Here is a 20,759-nt window from a genome sequence, read left to right as displayed (position 1 = left end):
TGAAGTGGCCTAAAACTTATCAAACTAGTTTTCAAAAATTAAAGATCCTATTTTGTTTTTCATCCCAAAAAATAGGAAATGAAAACCAAAACTAATTCCTTACTTTTGCTTAACTGTTGTTTTACTGCAAAACATAAAAACCAATACAATAGTGTATAGTAGCTCTATTTTTTTTAAACAAAAAAAAACGCAACTGCCTTAAAATGTTTATATTATGAAATTAAAATACTTATTTTTTTTGTTTATTATCGTTACAAAAACTAGTTTATTTGCGCAAAAAATGGATACCGACAGTTTATTAGTCGCAACAAACAAAGTGATTTCGGTAGAAAAAAATTATACCAAAGCGATTGCATTATGCCAATTAGGGATAAAAAAAGCACCCAATTATTTGGATTTTTATGTATCATTAGGTAACGCTTACAAAATGACCAATCAAATAGACAGTGCGCGCTATTATTTTAAATACGTCATTGCAAAAAACACCAACTATAAAGAAGCTTTTAGTTACTTGACCCGTTTAGAAATTGAGCAAAATAAGGCAGATGCAGCATTACAAACGATAGACCAAGCCCTAGTACTTTGTCCCGAAGAGAAGGACTTTCATCTCTTGAAACTTCGAGCTTTGGAGCTTGAGAATAATCCAAAAGCTACAGCTACCTATTTAAGTTTTTTAATCAAAAAATATCCAGAAGATACTACTTTAAAAGACCGCTTATTCGACATGAAACTAGATGCTTATGGCGATCGAATAGGCATTAGCAACACCACCACTGTATTCAATCGATCTGGCGTTGGCCCATGGAATTATACGAGTTTACACTATGCAAAACAATTAAAAAACGCAACAATCATAGGACGTTTTGATTATAACGACAGGCAATCTAGTGGTACAAGTGTGCTTTCTGGTTCCATGTATGAACTCGAAACGTATTATAAAACCTCTCCAAAAAATTATTCTTTTTTGAACATTGGCATCAGCAATGATCGGATTTTTCCAAAAGTGCGCTTGAATTATTCCTTTTTTCAAAATTTAGGTAAAGGTTGGGAAACTGAATTAGGCATTAGATACAATAAAACCAATACAACCGAAAACTATTCGACCGCATTGGGTTTTGGAAAATATTTGGGTGCCGGATGGTTCAACTTGAGATCTTATTTCCAAATTGGTCAAAAAAAACCCTATCCTTCCTTTGCATCAACGTATCGCTATTACTTCAATTCCCGCTATGACTATTTTGCAATCAATGCTGGATATGGAACATCGCCTGATGAACGCGAAACTATTTCGCAATTTGACCAACGAGTTTCGCTGAATTCCTATAGAATTGGTGCGGGATATAACAAAGTGGTATTCAAAAAATTTATTATTGGGGCACAAACTGGGTTCAACCGCCAAGAATACACGCCAAGCAAATACCAAAACGAAATCAATATCACTTTGCAATTGCAATGGCTGTTGTAAAGCCAAAAAAATGTTCAAGCAATAACATCAATTTATTTAAGTATGAGTACTAAAAAATGGAGCCTTAAAAGTGTTGTTATTTTTTGTTTTTTGGGATTAGGGTTGGCTTTTCCGTTGGGATTGTTAATGCTTACCGTTGGTCCAACACGAATGATTGCTCAAAAAGCAGCAGACGAAAATTGGTCCGAAGCTAACGAAAACTTAATTCAAAAAATAGTAGTGGCTCTTTTTGTGGTAGCCATCGTTTTTTTAACCTTTTTTATATTTCGAAAATTTAATGCGTCCAAAAATAGTAGTGCCAAAAATGGAATGCTCGTATTTATAGGAATAGCGTTGCTTGTTTCGCTGTACATTTTTAGCTTTAAACCTGAATTATTGATAAATTCCAGTGCCAATACTATCGAAATCAACAAAAGTGCCACAGCCGAATTTCATTTTGGTCCTTATCCTGACCAAGAAAAAATCGAAGCGCTAAAAGCTCAAAATTATACGGCCATTATTTCATTATTAAGCAAATTAGTAATTCCAGCTGAACCCATTTTGATGCAAAAGGAAGCCGAAAATGCGGCCAAAACAGGCATACAATTAATTGCTATTCCAATGTTGCCTTGGATTGATGAAAACACCAATTCTGTGTTACAAATCAAAGAGTTGGCCCATCATTTAAAAGGTAAATATTATGTACATTGCTATTTAGGAAAAGACAGAGCCAATGTTTTCAAAAACATAATAGAAAACGAAAATAACACTCTAAAAATCAAAACCGAGTTAGGTTCTAACGACATTGATACTCTGAAAAGTTTTGAACGAGGCAAAATTATTAAACTTCAAAAACACATTTACTTTACCCCCTATCCTACTGATGATGAGTTTTTTGGCTTTATTTTAAATGGAAAAATAGAAAATGTTGTGTGCTTAATGGATCCCAAAATCAACCAAGAATTAATCCAAAAAGAGCAAAAAATAATGACTCAATACAATCAAGATTTCGAATATATAGCGTTAGCCGAATCCGATTCGGACAAAAAAATTCGAACAGTAATTGATAGCATCCTCAAACTCAAACAACCTATTCTAATCAATTCCTACTCCACTAAATCAGTAGTATCGGAACGATTCATACGTTTATTTAATACCAAAAAATAAATTGGATTGTTTTTTAAGTAGTAATTGGTATTATATTTACTAACGAAATAAAACAACTCAAAAAAATGAATTTTCTGGCTCATATTTATCTTTCTGGCGATACGGATTTGATCAAAATTGGCAATTTTATGGCTGATGGTATTCGGGGAAAACAGTTTGTAAATTTCCCGTTAGCCATTCAAAAAGGGATTATTTTACACCGAGAAATTGACACTTTTACTGATGCGCATCCCATTTTTAGGCAAAGTACCAAAAAACTACATGCCAATTACCACCATTATTCAGGCGTTATTGTAGATGTTTTTTACGACCATTTTTTGGCCAAAAATTGGAACCAATATTCCGATGAAAAATTAGAAAATTTTACACAACGATTTTACCAATCCTTGCATGACAATTACAGTATTTTGACACCAAAAACTCAAAATATGTTGCCTTATATGATCCAACACAATTGGTTAGTTAGTTATCAAACTGTTGCAGGAATTCACAGTATTTTGACCCAAATGGATCGCCGAACAAATAATGAATCCAAAATGCGATTTGCATCACAAGAACTCGTTACTTTTTACACCGAATTTGAACAGGAATTCATCACTTTTTTTGAAGATTTAAAAACGCATTCGAATTTAAAATTACTTTCGTTATGAAAAAATCAATACTCGCTTTTGGCTTTTTGATACTGATTCTTTCCACAAAAACTAATGCGCAAACAGGATTAATTGCTCATAAAGCGATGGTCGTTTCAGCAAGAGAAGAAGCGTCAAAAATAGGTGTAGCAATTATGAAACAAGGTGGTAATGCCTTTGATGCCATGATTGCAACCGAGCTGGCACTGGCAGTTGCTTATCCGTATGCCGGTAATTTAGGTGGTGGAGGCTTTATGGTCTATCGCAAAGCCAATGGGGAAATGGGCACATTAGATTATCGAGAAAAAGCCCCTTTGGCAGCGACCAAAACTATGTTTTTGGATAAAGATGGCAACGTTATTAAAGGAAAAAGTACCGACACAGCCCTTGCAATTGGTGTACCTGGAACCATAGCAGGAATTTTTGCCGTTCATAAAAAACTGGGTTCTTTACCCATGTCCGAGATTTTGAAACCTGTAATTGCATTAGCAGAAAAAGGCGTTGTAGTTACTCAAAAACAAGAAAAACAACTCAAGGATTATAGGAATAAAGTTATAAAAATTAATGGCGACAAAACGCTATTTGCCAAGAATTTTAAAGAAAAAGATACTATAAAATACCCCGCATTGGCCACTACTCTCAAACGAATTGCGAAAAATGGTAGTGCCGAATTTTACAAAGGACAAACTGCCAAAATACTGGTACACTACCTGCAACAAAAAGGGGCTATTATTACCCTGAAAGACTTGGCACAATACGAAGCCAAATGGAGAAAACCACTGGTATTTGCCTACAAAGATTTAAAAATTATTGCAATGCCACCACCAAGCAGCGGTGGACTATGCCTAGCCCAAATTATGACCATGATTGCTCCCTATGATGTGGCAAAAATGGGACATAATTCCCCCGACGCCATTCAAGTTCTGGTGGAAGCCGAAAGAAGGGCTTACGCCGATAGAAGTTATTTTTTGGGTGATCCTGACTTTGTAAAAATTCCAATAAAAGCACTTATGACTACCGAATATGCCAAATCGAGAATGGCAACTTTCGATTTTGAAAAAGCAACGCTATCCAAGGATGTCAAAGAGGGAACCGTAAAATACAATGAAAGCACCGAGACAACACACTACTCAATTGTAGATTCCTTTGGCAATGCTGTTGCCGCAACCACGACCTTGAATGATGCATTTGGTTCCAAATATTATTGTGACGAACTGGGATTTTTCTTGAACAATGAAATGGATGATTTTAGCGCCAAACCTGGCGAACCCAATATGTTTGGTTTAATAGGAAATGAAGCCAATAGTATTGCCCCGAGCAAACGAATGTTGAGTTCAATGACACCCACGATTGTCGAAAAAAACGGTCAGTTGTTCATGGTTGTAGGCTCTCCTGGCGGTTCGACCATTATCACATCGGTGCTGCAAACAATTTTGAATGTCTACGAATACGATTTGGGTATGCAAGCAGCCGTAAATGCTCCCCGATTTCACCATCAATGGTTGCCTGATGTCATTACTTTTGAACCCAATACTTTTGACGCTCCAACTCTTAAAACATTGCAATCCAAAGGGTATCACATCAACGAAAAAACAACTCCTGTGATTGGAAAAGTAGACGCTATTTTGGTACTTCCAAATGGTACATTAGAAGGTGGAGCCGATTCTAGAGGCGATGATACCGCAGTAGGTTTTTAATAATTAGGAAGTGTTCGTTATGAATTCTATTTTTGCAGAATCAATTTTACAAAAGCAATGTTCAAAAAAATCATTAATACGTTTGAATATCTAATTGTTTGGTCACAAAACAAGCTGACCAACAAGCAATTTATATTTTTATCGGCAGTTTTAGTGGGTATTTCGGCAGCATTTGCCGTGATAGTTCTAAAAACATTTGCGCATTGGGTTTTTACTTTTGCCACGTATGTAACAACAATAGCTAGTGTTTTTAAATATGGCGTTATTAAAGGAATGTTGCCTATAATAGGAATTGTATTGACGGTTTTTGTGGTCAAAAGAGTTTTGGGTGGAACGATAGAAAAAGGAACCTCACAAATCTTATATGCTGTTGCCAAAAAAGCTAGTATTATTCCCAAAAAACAAATGTATGCCCAGATAATAACCAGTTCGCTTACAGTAGGTTTGGGTGGTTCAGCAGGTTTAGAAAGTCCAATTGTAATTACAGGAGCAGCTTTTGGTTCTAATTATGCTCAAAAATATAAATTAAGTTACAAAGACCGCACACTTTTGATTGGATGTGGCGTGGCTGCTGGTATTGCAGCCGCTTTTAATGCGCCTATTGCAGGAGTTTTGTTTGCTATCGAAGTCTTGTTGGTGGATGTGAGCATTGCCGCTTTTACACCAATAATGATTGCGGCGGCTACGGGTGCTTTGGTATCCGTAATTGTTTTGGACGAAACTATTTTATTATCATTCAAACAACGTCAAATTTTTAATTACCATAATATTCCATATTACGTTTTACTTGGTCTTTTTACAGGAATTATTTCGGTGTATTATGCTCGTAATTTTCAACGGGTAGAACATTTTTTTGGACGACTCAAATTAAGCCCGTATAAGAAAGCTTTATTGGGTTCGAGTATCTTGGCGTTACTGATTTTTATATTCCCAACGCTCTTTGGCGAAGGCTACGAAAGCATCCGAATATTATCTCAAAAAGACCCAGGACAATTATTAGACAATACTTTATTCAAAGGTTTTCGAGATAACAATTGGGCACTTTTGGGATTTATAGGTTGTACAATGTTGCTGAAAGTATTTGCAACAGGCATCACTTTGGGCAGTGGTGGTAACGGAGGGAACTTTGCTCCTTCCCTATTTTTAGGATCGTATGTAGGCTTTTTCTTTTCAAAAGCATTGAATCTAATTGGACTATCAAAATTGCCTGTAAGTAATTTTACTATGGTGGGAATGGCTGGAATCTTGAGTGGATTATTTCATGCACCACTGACGGCAATATTTTTAATTGCCGAAATAACAGGAGGTTACAACCTAATGATTCCCTTGATGATTGTGTCGTCTATAAGTTTTGCTATTTCAAAACGCTTTGAAAAACATTCGCTAGATGTCAAAAGTCTTGCCCGAAAAGGAAATGCGTTTACCAGCAATAAAGACACAAATATCCTTTCGACACTCGATACCAACTCGATTATTCAAACAGATTACCTAACCATTGCTCCTAACGAAAATCTAGAGAAATTAGTCGATTTAATTTCGCATTCCAATCAAGTCATTTTTGCCGTAGTTGACTCCGAAAATAACATGCAAGGCATTGTACATTTTAACGATATCCGAGAAATAATTTTCAATTCCTATCGGGTAAAATATACTTTGGTCAAAGAAATTATGACCGTTCCTACTGATATCATTTATCCATCGGACAGTATGGAAATCGTGATGAACAAATTTGAAAGTTCCAAAAAAGTGTTTTTACCCGTCATAAAAAACTCCAAATACTACGGATTTATTTCAAAATCAGTAGCATTGGAGGCGTATCGCAAAAAACTAAAATCAATGACAATAGAATAAAAATCTTATTCTTTTCTTCTTTTTCGCTCGGCTTTTATCATCGCTAATTCGCGACTGGTTTGTCCCGCAACCGATGTATTTTCTTCCGCACGACGGATTAAATAGGGCATCACATCTTTTACGGGACCAAAAGGCAAATATTTAGCCACGTTAAATCCATTTTCGGCTAGATTGTAACTAATGTTGTCGCTCATGCCATACAATTGACCAAACCAAACTTTGTCATCATTGGTTTTTAACCCCTTTTGACGCATCAAATCCATCAGTTTATACGAACTTAACTCGTTATGTGTTCCTGCAAAAATGGCCATTTGGTCTACATGCGCCATCATATAAGTAACCGCAGCATCATAATTGATATCAGTTGCCGCTTTAGATTCGCAAATAGGACTTGGATAGCCTTTTTCTATGGCATGTGCATTTTCTTTTTCCATATAGGCGCCCCGAACCAATTTCATTCCTATAAAAAAACCTTCGGTGGTAGCTTGTGCGTGCAACTTTTTCAAATAATCCAATCGATCCCAGCGGTACATTTGGAGCGTATTGAAAACAATAGCGCGTTGCTTGTTGTATTTTTGCATCATTGTGGTTACTAGATCATCGGCGGCATCTTGCATCCAGCTTTCTTCGCCATCTATTAGTAAAGCTACATTTTTATGATGCGCTTCCTGACATACCACATCAAAACGAGTTACTACGCGATCCCACTCAGCTTGTTCTTGTGGCGTTAAGGTTTGTTTTTCGCCTAATTTTTCATACAACGCTAACCGTCCAAAACCAGTTGGTTTAAAAACCGCAAACGGAATCGCCAATCGCTCCTTGGCAAACTCAATGGTTTTCAAAGTCATTTCGAGTGCGGCATCAAACTGTGCTTCTTCCTCTTTGCCTTCGACTGAATAATCCAAAACCGAAGAAACGCCTTTGGTAAACATTTTATCCACAACAGTCAAACAATCGGACTCATTTATACCGCCACAAAAATGGTCAAAAACAGTAGCTCGAATTAATCCTTCAACTGGAAGATTGGCTTTCAAAGCAAAATTGGTCACCGCAGTCCCAATTCGTACTAACGGCTGACTATCAATCATTTTGAATAAAAAATAAGCTCTGTCAAGTTCCGTATCGCTTTTTAATGCAAAGGCTATTTGTGTGTTATTGAATATTTCAGTCATTTTTTGTTATATTTTTTTACAAATATAGCCAGACTTTTGAAAAATAATTCCTAAAAAATGCCTTATTTTGCCATGCAAAAATAGAATTAAACAGTGTATTGTTTTTTATCAAATTAGTTCTTACTTTTTAATACTGCTTTTTTGTTTTTTTAATAAAAAGAGCTACAAATCAGCCCGTTTTGTGCTATTTCAAAACTATAAATGACTACTCCAATTCAAGATCCAACTAATTCGGGAAACAAATTACACTTTTTAAATAAGGAATTCCTTTTTTTAGAATCCATGTCCTTGTTATTTATAGCGTTGTATTTTTGCATCGACTTTTTACCGTATTTTGGTTGCAATGAAATCATTCCCGTTCAATATTTTTACCTTTCGTTTTGCAACATTGCCATAGGCATTTATGTGATTTGCAATCCAATAGTGTTTCCCAAAGAACTTCTTTCGTTACTGTCTAAAAATCCAATTCTCAAAGTCTATGCAGCTTTTGTGGTTATTTGCGGCATTTCGATAGTTGTGGCTACAAATATTTCCTTGAGTATTGTGGCATTTTCTCGCATTCTAATTGGTTTTATTGTATTTATAAATGCCACTATTTTACTGTACAATAGCGTACAGTTGTTGTATAAGATTGCATTTATCGTTGGTTTTTTTACTTTTTTACAGGCACTACAAGGGCTTTTAAACCTCGTAGAGCAATCTCAAATCACGAATGTTCTTACTGCTTTGTCCACTTTAAAAGGCAATACGGGTGGCATCAACATTTTTTCGGCGAGTCTTGCTATCAAAATTCCTTTTTTACTTTTGGGGATTTCTCATTTTCAAGATTGGAAAAAATGGTTTTTATCTTTAACGCTTTTTCTAGCGCTAACAGGTGTTTTTTTGACGGGTGCAAGAGCTGCTTTATTAAGTTCGGTGCTAGTTATCGTGTTGTTTTTGTTTTTTTATTTTAGAACCAAAAAAACTACTAAAACAATAATAACCAACGTAATAGCAATTTTACTACCGCTGGTTTTCTCCTATTTTGTAACCAATAAAGTTTTTCAACAATCCAAAGATACGGGTCGCTATACCTCTATTGCCACGCGAGTCAATCAAATTAACACACAAGACGAATCTACTAATTTGCGATTGATCTTTTGGGGATACGCCATTCAAATGGCCAATAAAAATCCGTTACTGGGAATTGGCATCGGGAATTATAGAGTAGAATCGATTCCATACGAAAAAACGACGGCTAGTTTTTGCAATGTATCGTTGCATACTCACAACGATTTTTTGGAAATTACGTCTGAAACTGGATACATCAATGGCGTGATTTACGCTTTAATTTTGCTTTTGGTATTGATTCAAAATATAAAAAAAAGCAGGCGTTCCCAAAATTCAAAAACACAACAAATTGCTCTTTTAGCCTTATTAATACTCGTGGTTTACGGCATTGATTCGGCATTGAATTTCCCTATGTACCGCCCAACTATGCAACTGCTCTTTGTACTTTCATTAGCCTTAACCATTGTTACTATTCCCCAAGACGAATCGCCGACAGCGAGTTTGAAGTCAAAAAAAATAGGTTTTTTATTAGTATTCGTTTCAATACTAACGCTTTGTTTTTCCTATTTGACCATTAGAACATCACAATTAGAATTCCAGCTAGTTGCTGATAATATTAATGTCAATGCCAAAGGGAAATTATCTGGCAAAGAAGTGGCTTCGTTTAGCCCAAAATTCCCGAACGTTTTTAGCTCCTCGGAATCTTTTGATGAGTATGCTGCAATTTATTTTTTACGAGAAAAAAATATTCCAGAATCCTTTAGATATTTATCAAAAGCGGCCAAAATAAATCCGTATTTGGGCCGAATAGCCTTTTATAAATATGTAATTGCCAAGCACAATAACAAACTTGACAGCGCAAATGTGTACTTAAAACAGGCCTTTTATAGACAACCAACGAATCAAGGTTTGTATCAAACGGCAATAAAATATGCAAGTTCTAGAAAAGATACTATTGGGATTTTAAAAATTCATACTACTTTTACAACTTATAGAAAAGCCCCAGAAAATTGGCAAAAAACAGCAATGGCTTTACAAAAAGCAAATTTTAGCTCCGTTAGCATGCTTCGTTTTATCGATTTGGGATTAGAACAGTATCCTAATAATCCGGTTTTGCTCAAACAAAAGAACGAATTGCTAAAAAATCAGTAGCACAAAAACAATAAATAAAGCACAACACCTATATCATGACGCAGCACCTTAATGTTATTCAAGCCAATAATTATCCTATCTATTTTAATGAAAATGGGTACGAAGGACTCAACCTTTACTTAAAAGAAAACAATTATTCGAAATTGTTTATTATTGTGGATACGCATACTAATGAGTATTGTTTACCCGTTTTTTTACCGTATTTAGAAACAAATGTAACCATTGAAATCATCGAGTTTGAGGCTGGCGAAGCCAATAAAAACATCGAAACTTGTGTGCAAATCTGGAAGGTTTTGACGGACCTTGGTGGCGATAGAAAAACATTGGTCATTAATCTTGGTGGTGGTGTCGTAACGGATTTAGGCGGTTTTGTAGCTTCGACTTTCAAGCGAGGAGTTGATTTTATTCACGTTCCAACCACCTTACTTTCTATGGTTGATGCTTCTGTAGGTGGTAAAAACGGAGTCGATTTAGGCAATTTGAAAAACCAAATAGGTGTGATTAATGTCCCAAAAATGGTACTTATTGATACCCAATACTTGGCAACAGTGCCGCAAAATGAAATGCGATCTGGTCTTGCCGAAATGCTAAAACACGGTTTGATTTACGATAAACCCTATTGGGAACAATTTCTAGATTTAAAAGCCATTGATTTTGCCGACTTTGATGCCTTAATATACCGCTCGGTTGAAATAAAAAACGAAATCGTTACCCAAGATCCTACCGAAAAAAACATCCGAAAAGCACTGAATTTTGGACACACTTTGGGGCATGCAATTGAAAGTTATTTTCTTGAAAATGAAAGCAAAACTACCTTGCTTCATGGAGAAGCCATTGCTGTGGGAATGATTTTAGAAAGCTATATTTCATTGGACAAAAAACTAATAAGTCTCGCCGAATATTCGCAAATAAAAACGACTCTTAAAGCTATTTATGACGACATCGTTTTTGAAGATAAAGATATTGAACCCATATTAGAATTATTGATTCATGACAAAAAAAATGAATACGGAACCATACAATTCGCACTAATTCAAGGCATCGGGAGCATTAAAATCAATCAATTGGTTGAAAATGAATTGATTCTTGAAGCATTTGAGGATTATAAATCTTAATCTTTTTTTAATAAAAAGGATTGCTTTACGTATATAATATTTTTTACATTTGTAGCAATGAAAAAAAATCAAAACAATAACACTTACAGTTCTAAAAAAAACCGAATCAATAAATCTTTTTTAAGGATCTTGAAACGTTTTTATTCTATTAAGGGGAACTTTAGTTTTGCTATTTTTCAGTATTTAAAAGCTGATCCCGAAAAACTACAACTTATTTATGCCAATATAAGACAGTGATGCGATAGTAATTTTATTAAAAATTAATTATTAAAATCACACCTCCTTATAATGAACACAAAATATTCGGATCTAATCAATCAAACCTATTATTTTCCTCAAGAAGAATTCAAATTAAATAAAGATAATCTTCAGTTTCACAACATCGATTTGATGAAATTGGTCGAAAAATACGGTACCCCATTAAAGTTTACGTATTTGCCTCAAATTTCTAACAACATCAACAAAGCCAAGAGTTGGTTTCGTAAATCGATGGAAAAAAACAAATACGAGGCCAAATATTACTACTGCTATTGCACTAAAAGTTCTCATTTCCAATACATTATGAATGAGGCTTTTAAAAACAATATTCATATCGAAACGTCGTCAGCTTTTGATATTAATATTGTCGAAAATCTTTTGGAAAACGGAAAAATCAACAAAAGCACGTATGTTATTTGCAACGGTTTCAAACGAGATCAGTACATAGAAAACATTGCACGTTTGGTCAACAATGGTCATAAAAATACCATTCCTATTATTGATAATTTTGAAGAATTAGATTTGCTTCAATCCCAAATAAAAGGAAAATTTAAAATTGGTATCCGTATTGCCGCCGAAGAAGAACCTAAATTTGAGTTTTATACCTCGCGATTGGGAATTGGATATCGAAACATCGTTCCTTTTTACAAAAAAGAAATCAAAGAAAATAAAAATTTGGAACTCAAAATGTTGCACTTTTTTATCAATACAGGCATCAATGACAATGCCTATTATTGGAACGAATTAGTCAAATGTATCAAAGTATACGTGGCACTCAAGAAAGAATGTCCTACACTAGATGGTTTAAATATTGGAGGTGGTTTCCCTATCAAGAATTCATTGGCTTTTGAGTACGATTACCAATACATGATTGACGAAATTATCAATCAAATAAAAATTGCTTGTGACGAAGCCGAAGTGGATGTTCCCAATATTTTTACAGAATTTGGTTCGTTTACAGTTGGCGAAAGCGGCGGAGCAATCTACCAAATTTTGTATCAAAAACAACAAAATGACAGAGAAAAATGGAACATGATTGACTCTTCATTCATTACCACTTTGCCAGATACTTGGGCGATTAACAAACGTTTTATCATGCTTGCAGTCAATCGCTGGAACGATACTTACGAGCGCGTTCTACTGGGCGGAATGACTTGCGACAGCGATGATTATTACAATTCCGAGCAGAATATGAATGCTATTTATTTGCCTAAATACAATAAGGAAAAACCATTGTATATTGGATTTTTCAACACTGGAGCGTATCAAGAAACCATTGGCGGATACGGCGGATTACACCATTGCTTGATTCCACAACCCAAACATATTTTAATCGATCGAGATGAAAACGGCATTCTTGCCACCGAGGTTTTCTCGGAACAACAAACCTCGGATGATGTGCTAAAAATATTAGGGTACGATAAAAAATAATTTTAATTTTAGAATAGTAATTTTAAAAATTAGTTACATTTGAAAAAAATTCAAACGCTGGTTTTTAAAAATTTAAATACACAAAAATGAGTAAAGGACCAATCAGTCAATTTATAGAAAAGCATTATTTGCATTTCAATTCAGCATCGCTAGTTGATGCCGCAAAAGCATACGAACAACAATTGGCAAATGGCGCCAAAATGATGGTGAGCATGGCAGGTGCAATGAGTACCGCCGAAATTGGAAAGATTTTTGCCGAAATCATTCGTCAAGATAAAGTACAAATTATTTCGTGTACTGGTGCCAATCTAGAGGAAGACATTATGAATTTAGTAGCGCATTCTCATTACGAGAGAGTTCCTAATTATCGTGATTTGACCCCAGAGGACGAATGGGCTTTATTAGAAAGAGGATTGAATAGAGTTACGGATACTTGCATTCCAGAGCACGAAGCATTCCGTCGTTTGCAAAAACACATTTACAAAATTTGGAAAGACGCTGATGATAATGGAGAACGTTACTTTCCTCATGAATTCATGTACAAAATGTTGCTTTCAGGTGTTTTAGAGGAATATTACGAAATAGATTTAAAGGATAGTTGGATGTATGCCGCTGCCGAAAAAAACTTACCTATCATTGTACCCGGTTGGGAAGATAGCACCATGGGAAATATATTTGCTTCCTATGTAATCAAAGGAGATTTAAAAGCTTCAACGATGAAATCAGGTATCGAATATATGGTATTCTTGTCGGATTGGTATCCAAAAAACAGCACTAATGGTGTTGGTTTTTTCCAAATAGGTGGTGGTATTGCTGGAGATTTTCCAATTTGTGTGGTGCCTATGTTGTACCAAGATATGGAAATGCATGATATCCCGTTTTGGAGTTATTTTTGCCAAATTTCAGATTCAACAACCAGTTATGGTTCGTATTCTGGAGCCGTTCCAAACGAGAAAATTACTTGGGGTAAATTAGATATTAAAACCCCAAAATTTATTATTGAGTCCGATGCTACCATTGTGGCACCATTAATTTTCGCTTATTTGTTAGATTTATAGAACTATTTATGAAAAGAGTAATTGTTGATTACGCAAAACTGACCAACGAAATTTTGAACCTTTTAGTAGAAAAATTTCCTGATGGTTATGATGATTCAGACATTATCCGTTTTAGAAATGCTAAAAACGAATTAATCGAAGCTGTCGAAGTACGAACTGAAGATACTATTTATTTAGTTAAAGTAAGTACTAAACTCGCTGACCGTATAGGAAATTTTGATGAAGACGAGGACATCGATGCCGTTGTAGAACCCATCAGCGGATTAGAACTGGACGAAGACATTGACGACGATGAGGATGAGGATGATAATCTAGACAAACCAGATGTTGATAATGGAGAGGATGACGATGAGGATTCCAACGATAAAGACATTGCTGACGATGAGGATGAGGATGAAGATTAAATTCATTTTTTAACCCATTTATAAAAGGAACTCCTAAAACGAGTTCCTTTTTTTATTACTTTTATCTTTCAAAAAAATACACGCCAAAATGACAACACCACTTTTACACGCCAAACTTAAGGAGAATTTCGGTTTCGAAAAATTCAGACCCAATCAAGAAGAAATAATAAACAGCATTCTTTCCGGTCAAGACACACTAGCCATTATGCCTACTGGAGGCGGAAAATCAATTTGTTTTCAACTTCCAGCTTTGGTTTTACCCGGCATTACCATTGTTATTTCTCCACTAATCGCATTGATGAAAGACCAAGTCGATAGCTTAAAAGCAAACGGTATTCCTGCCTGTTTTATCAACAGCAGTCAATCCAGTGAGGAACAACAATTTTACATTGAAAGCTTACAATCGAATGCTATCAAATTGATTTACATCGCTCCGGAAAGCTTATCCTACCTCGAAAACACCTTTAACCAATTGACCATTAGCCTTATCGCCATAGATGAAGCGCATTGTATTTCGGCTTGGGGACACGACTTCCGTCCAGCTTACACCAATTTAGGCTATTTAAAAAATCGCTTTCCTACTACTCCAGTTTTAGCTTTAACGGCAACCGCAGATAAAGCGACTCGTCAAGACATTAGCGAACAATTAAATTTAAAAAATCCAATAGTTTTTATCGCTTCTTTTGACAGACCTAATTTAAGTTTGGAGGTGCGTCCAGCTTTGGACAGAGTCAAGCAAATCATTGATTTTATCAAAGACAAACCCAACGAATCGGGAATTGTATACTGCTTAAGCCGAAAAACCACCGAAGAATTAGCCGAGAAATTACAAAAAACAGGAATTAATGCCAAAGCTTATCACGCTGGTTTAGATTCTAAAATGCGTTCCCAAACCCAAGACGAATTTATTAATGATGATTGCCAAGTGGTTTGCGCTACCATTGCGTTTGGAATGGGAATTGACAAATCGAATGTTCGCTGGGTTGTACACTACAATTTACCCAAAAATATAGAAGGTTATTATCAAGAAATTGGTCGTGCAGGTCGCGACGGATTACCGTCAGAAACCGTGCTTTTTGAAAGCTACGGCGACATGATTCAGCTCCAAAAGTTCGCTTCGCAAGGATTAAATGCCGAGGTGCAACTGGCAAAATTAGAGCGCATGAAGCAATATGCAGATGCTTTGAGCTGTAGACGAAAAATACTGTTGTCGTATTTTGGAGAACTTGTACCCGAAAATTGTGGTAATTGTGACATTTGCAAAAATCCACCTGCTTTTTTTGATGGAACTGTTATTGCTCAAAAAGCATTATCAGCCATCATTAGGGTGAAAGAAAACGAACCATTGCCCGTAATCATTGACTTTTTGCGAGGATCCAAAAATGCAGCTATTTTCGAAAAAGAATATCAAAATCTAAAAACCTATGGCGTAGGGCACGATATTTCGTGGTACGATTGGAACCAATATCTAATCCAATTGATCAATTTAGGCTATTGCGAAATCGCTTTTCATCAGCAAAATAAAATCCGATTAACCGCTTTTGCCAAAAAAGTACTTTTTGAAGGCGAAAAAGTAAGCTTAAATACCGTTCAAAAAATGAGTTTTGGCAAAACTGAAACGAAAGAAACAAAATCCAAAACAATCGTTAATTCCCTTTTTGAAACCCTTCGGAAATTGCGCTCCGAAATTGCAAAAGAAGAGGATGTTCCTGCGTATGTAATTTTTAGTGATGCGGCTTTGCGCCAAATGGAAACCGAAAGACCTATGAGCGAGCCAGAATTACTCGCCATTGACGGTGTGGGAAAAGTAAAATTAGAAAAATATGGCGATGCGTTTATAAAAGCCATTATCGATTTTCATAAAAATAAAACACAACCTAAAAAAAACGGAAATACCTATACAGAAACGTTAGAAATGTACCAAAAAGGGATATCAGTCGAAGAAATTTCCAAGCAACGCGCACTCGGTATAAGCACCATTATGTCCCATTTAGCAAAGCTGTATCTAGACGGAGTTGCCATTGATTTGGCTCCTTTTATTTCCAAAGAAGAAATTGCTCAAATCGCTCAAGCCAAAGAAAAACTAGAATCGCCAACGGCCTTAAAACCTTACTTTGAATTTTTTGAAGAAAAAATGCCTTACGAAAAAATCCGATTGGCATTAGCCATAATAGAAAAGGACAACAACTAATCCGCATTCATAGTACCTAAAAAAGCACGCCTACAGCGTGCTTTTTTTGTTTTAGTAGCACTGTTTATTCCTCGTCAGCAGTGTGTGATTTCGAATAGTTACGCCATTTTTCAATACAATCCTGTAAATCTTGTGGGAATTCGGTATCAAAACGCATCATTTCGCCAGTCGTAGGATGAACAAAACCAAGTGTTTTGGCGTGCAGGGCTTGTCGTGGTAACGTTTTGAAACAGTTTTCTATAAACTGCTTGTATTTAGTAAACGTAGTTCCTTTCAAAATCAAATGGCCACCATAGCGCTCATCATTGAACAACGGATGTCCTAAATGCTTCATGTGAGCACGGATTTGGTGCGTTCGCCCTGTTTCAAGTTGGCAGGAAATCAAGGTTACATACCCAAAACGTTCCAAAACTTTATAATGTGTTATTGCTGGTTTTCCTATTTCGGGATCAGCAAAAACGGCCATTTGCATGCGGTCTTTGAGATGTCTTGCCAAGTTGCCCTCGATCGTACCTTGATCGTTAGCAACATTTCCCCAAACCAAAGCAATGTATTCCCGCTCCGATGTTTTGGCTTCAAATTGTTTGGCTAAATGGGTCATAGCAGCTTCAGTTTTGGCAATTACAAGCAAACCAGACGTGTCTTTATCAATGCGATGCACCAATCCAGGACGCTCACTGCTATTCATGGGCAAATTATCAAAATGATGTGCCAAAGCATGAACCAAAGTCCCTGTATAATTGCCATGTCCAGGATGTACTACCATGCCAGGTTCTTTGTTAATCAACAACAAAGCGTCATCTTCATAAACAATATTGAGCGGAATATCTTCGGGAATAATATGATTTTCAAATGGTGGATGCGAGAGCATTACCCGAACCACATCAAATGCTTTTACTTTATAATTGGACTTTACAATAGCATCATTTACAAAAATATTACCTTCGGTCGCAGCATTTTGAATTTTGTTTCGGGTTGCATTTTGAATCAAGCTCATCAAATATTTATCAATTCGCAAAGAGGCCTGCCCTTTGGGAACTTCAAATCTAAAATGTTCAAACAATTCTTCTTCTAAATCTAAACTATCGGTATTATTGTTCATTTACTGGTGTTTCAACTGTTGGCGGTGGTGTTGCTAGACTATCCACAGCACCTTCATCTTCATAACTCGCTTTTCCATCTCCTAAAACCAAATCAATTTTGGAGGATTTCAAAACCCTATCGCCTACTTTTAAGTTTCTGCCTTTGTAACGCATCTCGAGAACCATATCCTTCCCTAAATTAGGAATATACGTAATCACACCTTCTTGAAGTCCTAACGCTTTCAAGGTAGGAACCGCCTCACGATATGTTTTTTCAATTAAATCAGGAACTCGAACCGATGAAAATCCGGAAGCATTAATTTTAATATATACCTTCCGACCCACTTTTACGTGCATTCCCGGCAACGGATCTTGCTCAACTACGCTAAATTTAGGATAATCACCTCTAAAATCTACACTGTCCAAAAGCACATAATCTAAATCCAAGGCGTCCAATTTGTCCTCCACTTGCTCCTCGGTCAGTTTACTCAAATCAGGAACCACAACTTCATTACCATGATCCGTCGTAAAAGTCAACCAGTGCATAAACAAATAACCTAAAACTGCAATTATCGCCAAGGCAATAAGCACTTGACCAAAAAACACCCGACTAGTAAGATACTTCCGTAAACTCATAAAAATTATTTTTAGATGCCACAAAGATAAAGCTATTTCGTTTCAAAAAAAATGATAATTTTGTTTAATGCTTTTTCGGAGCTATTTCCCGCTATTCGTTGCAATCTTTTTACCAGCCAAAAAAGGCTGATAAAAAGGATTTCCACTGCTATCGGGGCTAGAGCATCCGTTTTCAAGACCCGTTTAGATTTTCAATAAAAGAACTATAAAACCTTAAATCGTTACAATGAAAAACATTGCCATCATCATGGGAGGCTATTCCAGCGAATACAAAATATCGCTAATAAGCGGAAACGTAGTCTACCAATTTCTAGATAAAACCAAATACAACGCATTCCGAATTCATATTTTTAAGGAAAAATGGGTATATGTTGACGCCAATGACACGGAATTTCCCGTGGATAAAAACGATTTTTCGGTAGTTGTAAACGACAACAAAATAACATTCGATTGTGTCTTCAACGCCATTCATGGGACACCCGGCGAGGACGGATTGATGCAAGCTTATTTCGAATTAATAAACTTACCCCAAACTGCTTGCGACTATTACCAAGCTGCCTTAACCTTCAATAAGCGCGATTTACTTTCGGTACTCAAACCCTACGGAATAAAAACCGCTACTTCCTATTATCTCAACAAAGGCGATAGTATAGATACCAACGCAATTGTCAACAAAGTAGGTTTGCCTTGTTTTGTAAAACCCAATAAAGCAGGTTCAAGCTTTGGAATTTCCAAAGTAAAAGCTGCCGTAGAATTGCCTATTGCTATTGAAATTGCCTACAAAGAGGACAACGAAATCATCATTGAAAGTTTCCTTGATGGTACCGAAGTTTCGGTTGGAGTCATTAATTATAAAGGAATCGTAACCGTTTTACCCATCACGGAAATTGTCTCCGAAAATGATTTCTTTGATTACGAAGCCAAATACCACGGGAAGTCACAAGAAATTACACCCGCTAGAATCTCGGACGAAATGACCCAAAAAGTGGGCGAAATTGCCAAACGTGCCTACGAAGTGCTAAAAATGAAAGGATTTTCTAGAAGTGAATTTATCATTGTAAACGAAGAGCCTCACATGCTCGAAATGAATACCATTCCCGGTTTAACCACCGAAAGTCTCATTCCGCAACAAGCCAAAGCCGCCGGAATTTCTCTAGAAGATTTGTTTACTAATGCTATTGAGTTAGCACTTTTATAAAAACAATTGCTTTAAAATACTCCTGCAAGGTAAAGACATTATTAACAGAGCCATTCCGTTATTTGACGAAATCATTATTGACATTAGTGTCAATGCCGAAAAAAAAACATGTTTTCACTCGAAGAACGAAAAATTTCATTGAACAAACCTAAAAAAATGAATAAAAGTAGAATTGAAGCCTTTAGTGATGGTGTATTAGCCATTATAATTACTATAATGATTTTAGAAATAAAAGCCCCCGAAGCGGATAGTTTTGAATCGTTGAAACCTTTGATTCCTATTTTCTTAAGCTATGTATTGAGTTTTATTTATGTTGGAATTTACTGGAACAATCACCATCACATGTTTCAAGTAGTCAAAAAAATAGATGGTTCTGTACTCTGGTTCAATACTATACTTTTATTTTGGTTGTCTTTAATTCCTTTTGCAACAAACTGGATTGGAAGCCAGTCATTTGCTACAATTCCTATTGCCACTTATGGATTTATATTATTAATGTGTGCACTTTCGTACCTAATGCTTCAAAATAAAATTATAAAACTAGAAGGCAAAGAATCCGTTTTATACCAAGCTATCAAGAACGATAAAAAAGGAAAAATATCGTTAGTTTGCTATATTTTGGCAATTCCACTCGCCTTTTTTTCGCCCATTATCTCGGGAATCCTTTATATCAGTGTTGCCTTAATCTGGATTATTCCCGATAAAAGAATTGAAAATCAAATCCATACAATCTAAAAAATGAGAAAAGCCATATTCCCCGGTTCCTTCGACCCCATTACCCTAGGACATGAAGACATTATCAACAGAGCCATTCCGTTATTTGACGAAATCATTATTGCCATTGGGGTGAATGCCGAAAAAAAATACATGTTTTCACTCGAAGAACGAAAAAATTTCATTGAAGAAACCTTCAAAAACGAACCCAAAGTTTCCGTAATTACATACGAAGGATTAACAATTGATTTGTGCAAAAAAGTAAAAGCCAATTTTATTTTAAGAGGATTGCGTAATCCCGCCGATTTTGAATTTGAAAAAGCGATTGCCCACACCAACAGGCGTTTGTCTAAAATTGAAACCGTATTTTTATTAACCGCTGCCAAAACTTCGTACATCAGTTCAAGCATTGTGCGAGATGTCATTCGCAATCACGGAGAATATAAAATGCTGGTTCCTGATGCGGTAAGAATTCGCTAATTATTTGGTTTTCAGGTTTTTTTTGACACT

General features: G+C 35.9%; 17 protein-coding genes. 14 read left to right on the top strand and 3 right to left on the bottom strand.

What is annotated here, in order from left to right:
- Positions 1 to 280: 280 nt before the first annotated feature.
- The 5 genes from FNW21_RS00410 (at position 281) to FNW21_RS00390 (ending at position 6,788) form a co-directional block, all read left to right on the top strand.
- A complete protein-coding gene (locus FNW21_RS00410; protein ID WP_185963853.1) occupies positions 281 to 1,465 on the top strand; it encodes a YaiO family outer membrane beta-barrel protein in 1,185 nt (394 codons plus the stop codon).
- Positions 1,466 to 1,507: 42 nt separating this feature from the next.
- Complete coding sequence (locus tag FNW21_RS00405; RefSeq protein WP_144254749.1) at positions 1,508 to 2,611, top strand: protein-tyrosine phosphatase family protein; 1,104 nt, start codon at positions 1,508 to 1,510, stop codon at positions 2,609 to 2,611.
- 65 nt (positions 2,612 to 2,676) lie between these two features.
- Positions 2,677 to 3,261, top strand: coding sequence for an acyl carrier protein phosphodiesterase (locus FNW21_RS00400; protein WP_144254748.1), 585 nt, complete (start codon positions 2,677 to 2,679; stop codon positions 3,259 to 3,261).
- The gene (ggt, locus tag FNW21_RS00395) at positions 3,258 to 4,937 is read left to right on the top strand and encodes a gamma-glutamyltransferase (protein ID WP_144254747.1); all 1,680 of its coding nucleotides are present in this window, start codon (positions 3,258 to 3,260) and stop codon (positions 4,935 to 4,937) included. Before FNW21_RS00400 ends, ggt begins: the two co-directional genes overlap by 4 nt.
- Positions 4,938 to 4,994: 57 nt before the next feature.
- Positions 4,995 to 6,788: a chloride channel protein gene (locus FNW21_RS00390; RefSeq protein ID WP_144254746.1), complete on the top strand. Its 1,794-nt coding sequence runs from the start codon at positions 4,995 to 4,997 to the stop codon at positions 6,786 to 6,788.
- Between the two features lie 5 nt (positions 6,789 to 6,793).
- Here the strand turns inward: FNW21_RS00390 and FNW21_RS00385 are convergent, their stop codons facing one another.
- Complete coding sequence (locus tag FNW21_RS00385; protein WP_144254745.1) at positions 6,794 to 7,960, bottom strand: proline dehydrogenase family protein; 1,167 nt, start codon at positions 7,958 to 7,960, stop codon at positions 6,794 to 6,796.
- A gap of 201 nt (positions 7,961 to 8,161) precedes the next feature.
- Here FNW21_RS00385 and FNW21_RS00380 point away from each other — a divergent pair, with 201 nt between their 5' ends.
- The 6 genes from FNW21_RS00380 to recQ all read left to right on the top strand — a co-directional run bounded on the left by FNW21_RS00380 (position 8,162) and on the right by recQ (position 16,619).
- Positions 8,162 to 10,162 (top strand): O-antigen ligase family protein, encoded by a 2,001-nt coding sequence (locus FNW21_RS00380; RefSeq protein ID WP_144254744.1) that lies wholly within the window; start codon positions 8,162 to 8,164, stop codon positions 10,160 to 10,162.
- Positions 10,163 to 10,197: 35 nt separating this feature from the next.
- On the top strand, positions 10,198 to 11,277 hold the full coding sequence (gene aroB, locus FNW21_RS00375; RefSeq protein WP_144254743.1) for a 3-dehydroquinate synthase: 1,080 nt from the start codon (positions 10,198 to 10,200) through the stop codon (positions 11,275 to 11,277).
- A 288-nt stretch (positions 11,278 to 11,565) separates the two neighbouring features.
- Complete coding sequence (locus FNW21_RS00370; RefSeq protein WP_144254742.1) at positions 11,566 to 12,966, top strand: type III PLP-dependent enzyme domain-containing protein; 1,401 nt, start codon at positions 11,566 to 11,568, stop codon at positions 12,964 to 12,966.
- Positions 12,967 to 13,052: 86 nt separating this feature from the next.
- Positions 13,053 to 14,024, top strand: coding sequence for a deoxyhypusine synthase family protein (locus FNW21_RS00365; RefSeq protein WP_144254741.1), 972 nt, complete (start codon positions 13,053 to 13,055; stop codon positions 14,022 to 14,024).
- 8 nt (positions 14,025 to 14,032) lie between these two features.
- The gene (locus FNW21_RS00360) at positions 14,033 to 14,428 is read left to right on the top strand and encodes a DNA primase (RefSeq protein WP_144254740.1); all 396 of its coding nucleotides are present in this window, start codon (positions 14,033 to 14,035) and stop codon (positions 14,426 to 14,428) included.
- 88 nt (positions 14,429 to 14,516) lie between these two features.
- On the top strand, positions 14,517 to 16,619 hold the full coding sequence (gene recQ, locus FNW21_RS00355; RefSeq protein WP_144254739.1) for a DNA helicase RecQ: 2,103 nt from the start codon (positions 14,517 to 14,519) through the stop codon (positions 16,617 to 16,619).
- A gap of 64 nt (positions 16,620 to 16,683) precedes the next feature.
- On the opposite strand, the gene FNW21_RS00350 is transcribed toward recQ, so the two are convergent.
- Together FNW21_RS00350 and FNW21_RS00345 are read right to left on the bottom strand one after the other, a co-directional pair.
- Entirely contained in the window at positions 16,684 to 17,721 is a 1,038-nt protein-coding gene (locus FNW21_RS00350) for an RluA family pseudouridine synthase (protein WP_144254738.1), read from the bottom strand.
- The gene (locus tag FNW21_RS00345; RefSeq protein ID WP_144254737.1) at positions 17,711 to 18,337 is read right to left on the bottom strand and encodes a PASTA domain-containing protein; all 627 of its coding nucleotides are present in this window, start codon (positions 18,335 to 18,337) and stop codon (positions 17,711 to 17,713) included. Before FNW21_RS00345 ends, FNW21_RS00350 begins: the two co-directional genes overlap by 11 nt.
- A 226-nt stretch (positions 18,338 to 18,563) precedes the next feature.
- On the opposite strand from FNW21_RS00345, the gene FNW21_RS00340 reads away from it, so the two are divergent.
- The 3 genes from FNW21_RS00340 (at position 18,564) to coaD (ending at position 20,729) form a co-directional block, all read left to right on the top strand.
- Positions 18,564 to 19,535, top strand: coding sequence for a D-alanine--D-alanine ligase (locus FNW21_RS00340; RefSeq protein WP_144254736.1), 972 nt, complete (start codon positions 18,564 to 18,566; stop codon positions 19,533 to 19,535).
- Between the two features lie 156 nt (positions 19,536 to 19,691).
- On the top strand, positions 19,692 to 20,270 hold the full coding sequence (locus tag FNW21_RS00330; protein ID WP_144254735.1) for a TMEM175 family protein: 579 nt from the start codon (positions 19,692 to 19,694) through the stop codon (positions 20,268 to 20,270).
- A gap of 3 nt (positions 20,271 to 20,273) precedes the next feature.
- The gene (gene coaD, locus FNW21_RS00325) at positions 20,274 to 20,729 is read left to right on the top strand and encodes a pantetheine-phosphate adenylyltransferase (RefSeq protein ID WP_144254734.1); all 456 of its coding nucleotides are present in this window, start codon (positions 20,274 to 20,276) and stop codon (positions 20,727 to 20,729) included.
- Positions 20,730 to 20,759: the final 30 nt, after the last annotated feature.

The sequence above is a fragment of the Flavobacterium restrictum genome, from assembly GCF_007097245.1.
Lineage (GTDB): Bacteria > Bacteroidota > Bacteroidia > Flavobacteriales > Flavobacteriaceae > Flavobacterium > Flavobacterium restrictum.
The sequence above is the reverse complement of the archived record's forward strand: the minus strand, read 5'-3'. Positions and strand labels throughout refer to the sequence as shown.

Bases quoted from the DNA above. Each gene is read 5' to 3' on its own strand.
- FNW21_RS00410 (WP_185963853.1), top strand. From the start codon at position 281: ATGGATACCGACAGTTTATTAGTCGCAACAAACAAAGTGATTTCGGTA.
- FNW21_RS00405 (WP_144254749.1), top strand. From the start codon at position 1,508: ATGAGTACTAAAAAATGGAGCCTTAAAAGTGTTGTTATTTTTTGTTTT.
- FNW21_RS00400 (WP_144254748.1), top strand. From the start codon at position 2,677: ATGAATTTTCTGGCTCATATTTATCTTTCTGGCGATACGGATTTGATC.
- ggt (WP_144254747.1), top strand. From the start codon at position 3,258: ATGAAAAAATCAATACTCGCTTTTGGCTTTTTGATACTGATTCTTTCC.
- FNW21_RS00390 (WP_144254746.1), top strand. From the start codon at position 4,995: ATGTTCAAAAAAATCATTAATACGTTTGAATATCTAATTGTTTGGTCA.
- FNW21_RS00385 (WP_144254745.1), bottom strand. From the start codon at position 7,960: ATGACTGAAATATTCAATAACACACAAATAGCCTTTGCATTAAAAAGC.
- FNW21_RS00380 (WP_144254744.1), top strand. From the start codon at position 8,162: ATGACTACTCCAATTCAAGATCCAACTAATTCGGGAAACAAATTACAC.
- aroB (WP_144254743.1), top strand. From the start codon at position 10,198: ATGACGCAGCACCTTAATGTTATTCAAGCCAATAATTATCCTATCTAT.
- FNW21_RS00370 (WP_144254742.1), top strand. From the start codon at position 11,566: ATGAACACAAAATATTCGGATCTAATCAATCAAACCTATTATTTTCCT.
- FNW21_RS00365 (WP_144254741.1), top strand. From the start codon at position 13,053: ATGAGTAAAGGACCAATCAGTCAATTTATAGAAAAGCATTATTTGCAT.
- FNW21_RS00360 (WP_144254740.1), top strand. From the start codon at position 14,033: ATGAAAAGAGTAATTGTTGATTACGCAAAACTGACCAACGAAATTTTG.
- recQ (WP_144254739.1), top strand. From the start codon at position 14,517: ATGACAACACCACTTTTACACGCCAAACTTAAGGAGAATTTCGGTTTC.
- FNW21_RS00350 (WP_144254738.1), bottom strand. From the start codon at position 17,721: ATGAACAATAATACCGATAGTTTAGATTTAGAAGAAGAATTGTTTGAA.
- FNW21_RS00345 (WP_144254737.1), bottom strand. From the start codon at position 18,337: ATGAGTTTACGGAAGTATCTTACTAGTCGGGTGTTTTTTGGTCAAGTG.
- FNW21_RS00340 (WP_144254736.1), top strand. From the start codon at position 18,564: ATGAAAAACATTGCCATCATCATGGGAGGCTATTCCAGCGAATACAAA.
- FNW21_RS00330 (WP_144254735.1), top strand. From the start codon at position 19,692: ATGAATAAAAGTAGAATTGAAGCCTTTAGTGATGGTGTATTAGCCATT.
- coaD (WP_144254734.1), top strand. From the start codon at position 20,274: ATGAGAAAAGCCATATTCCCCGGTTCCTTCGACCCCATTACCCTAGGA.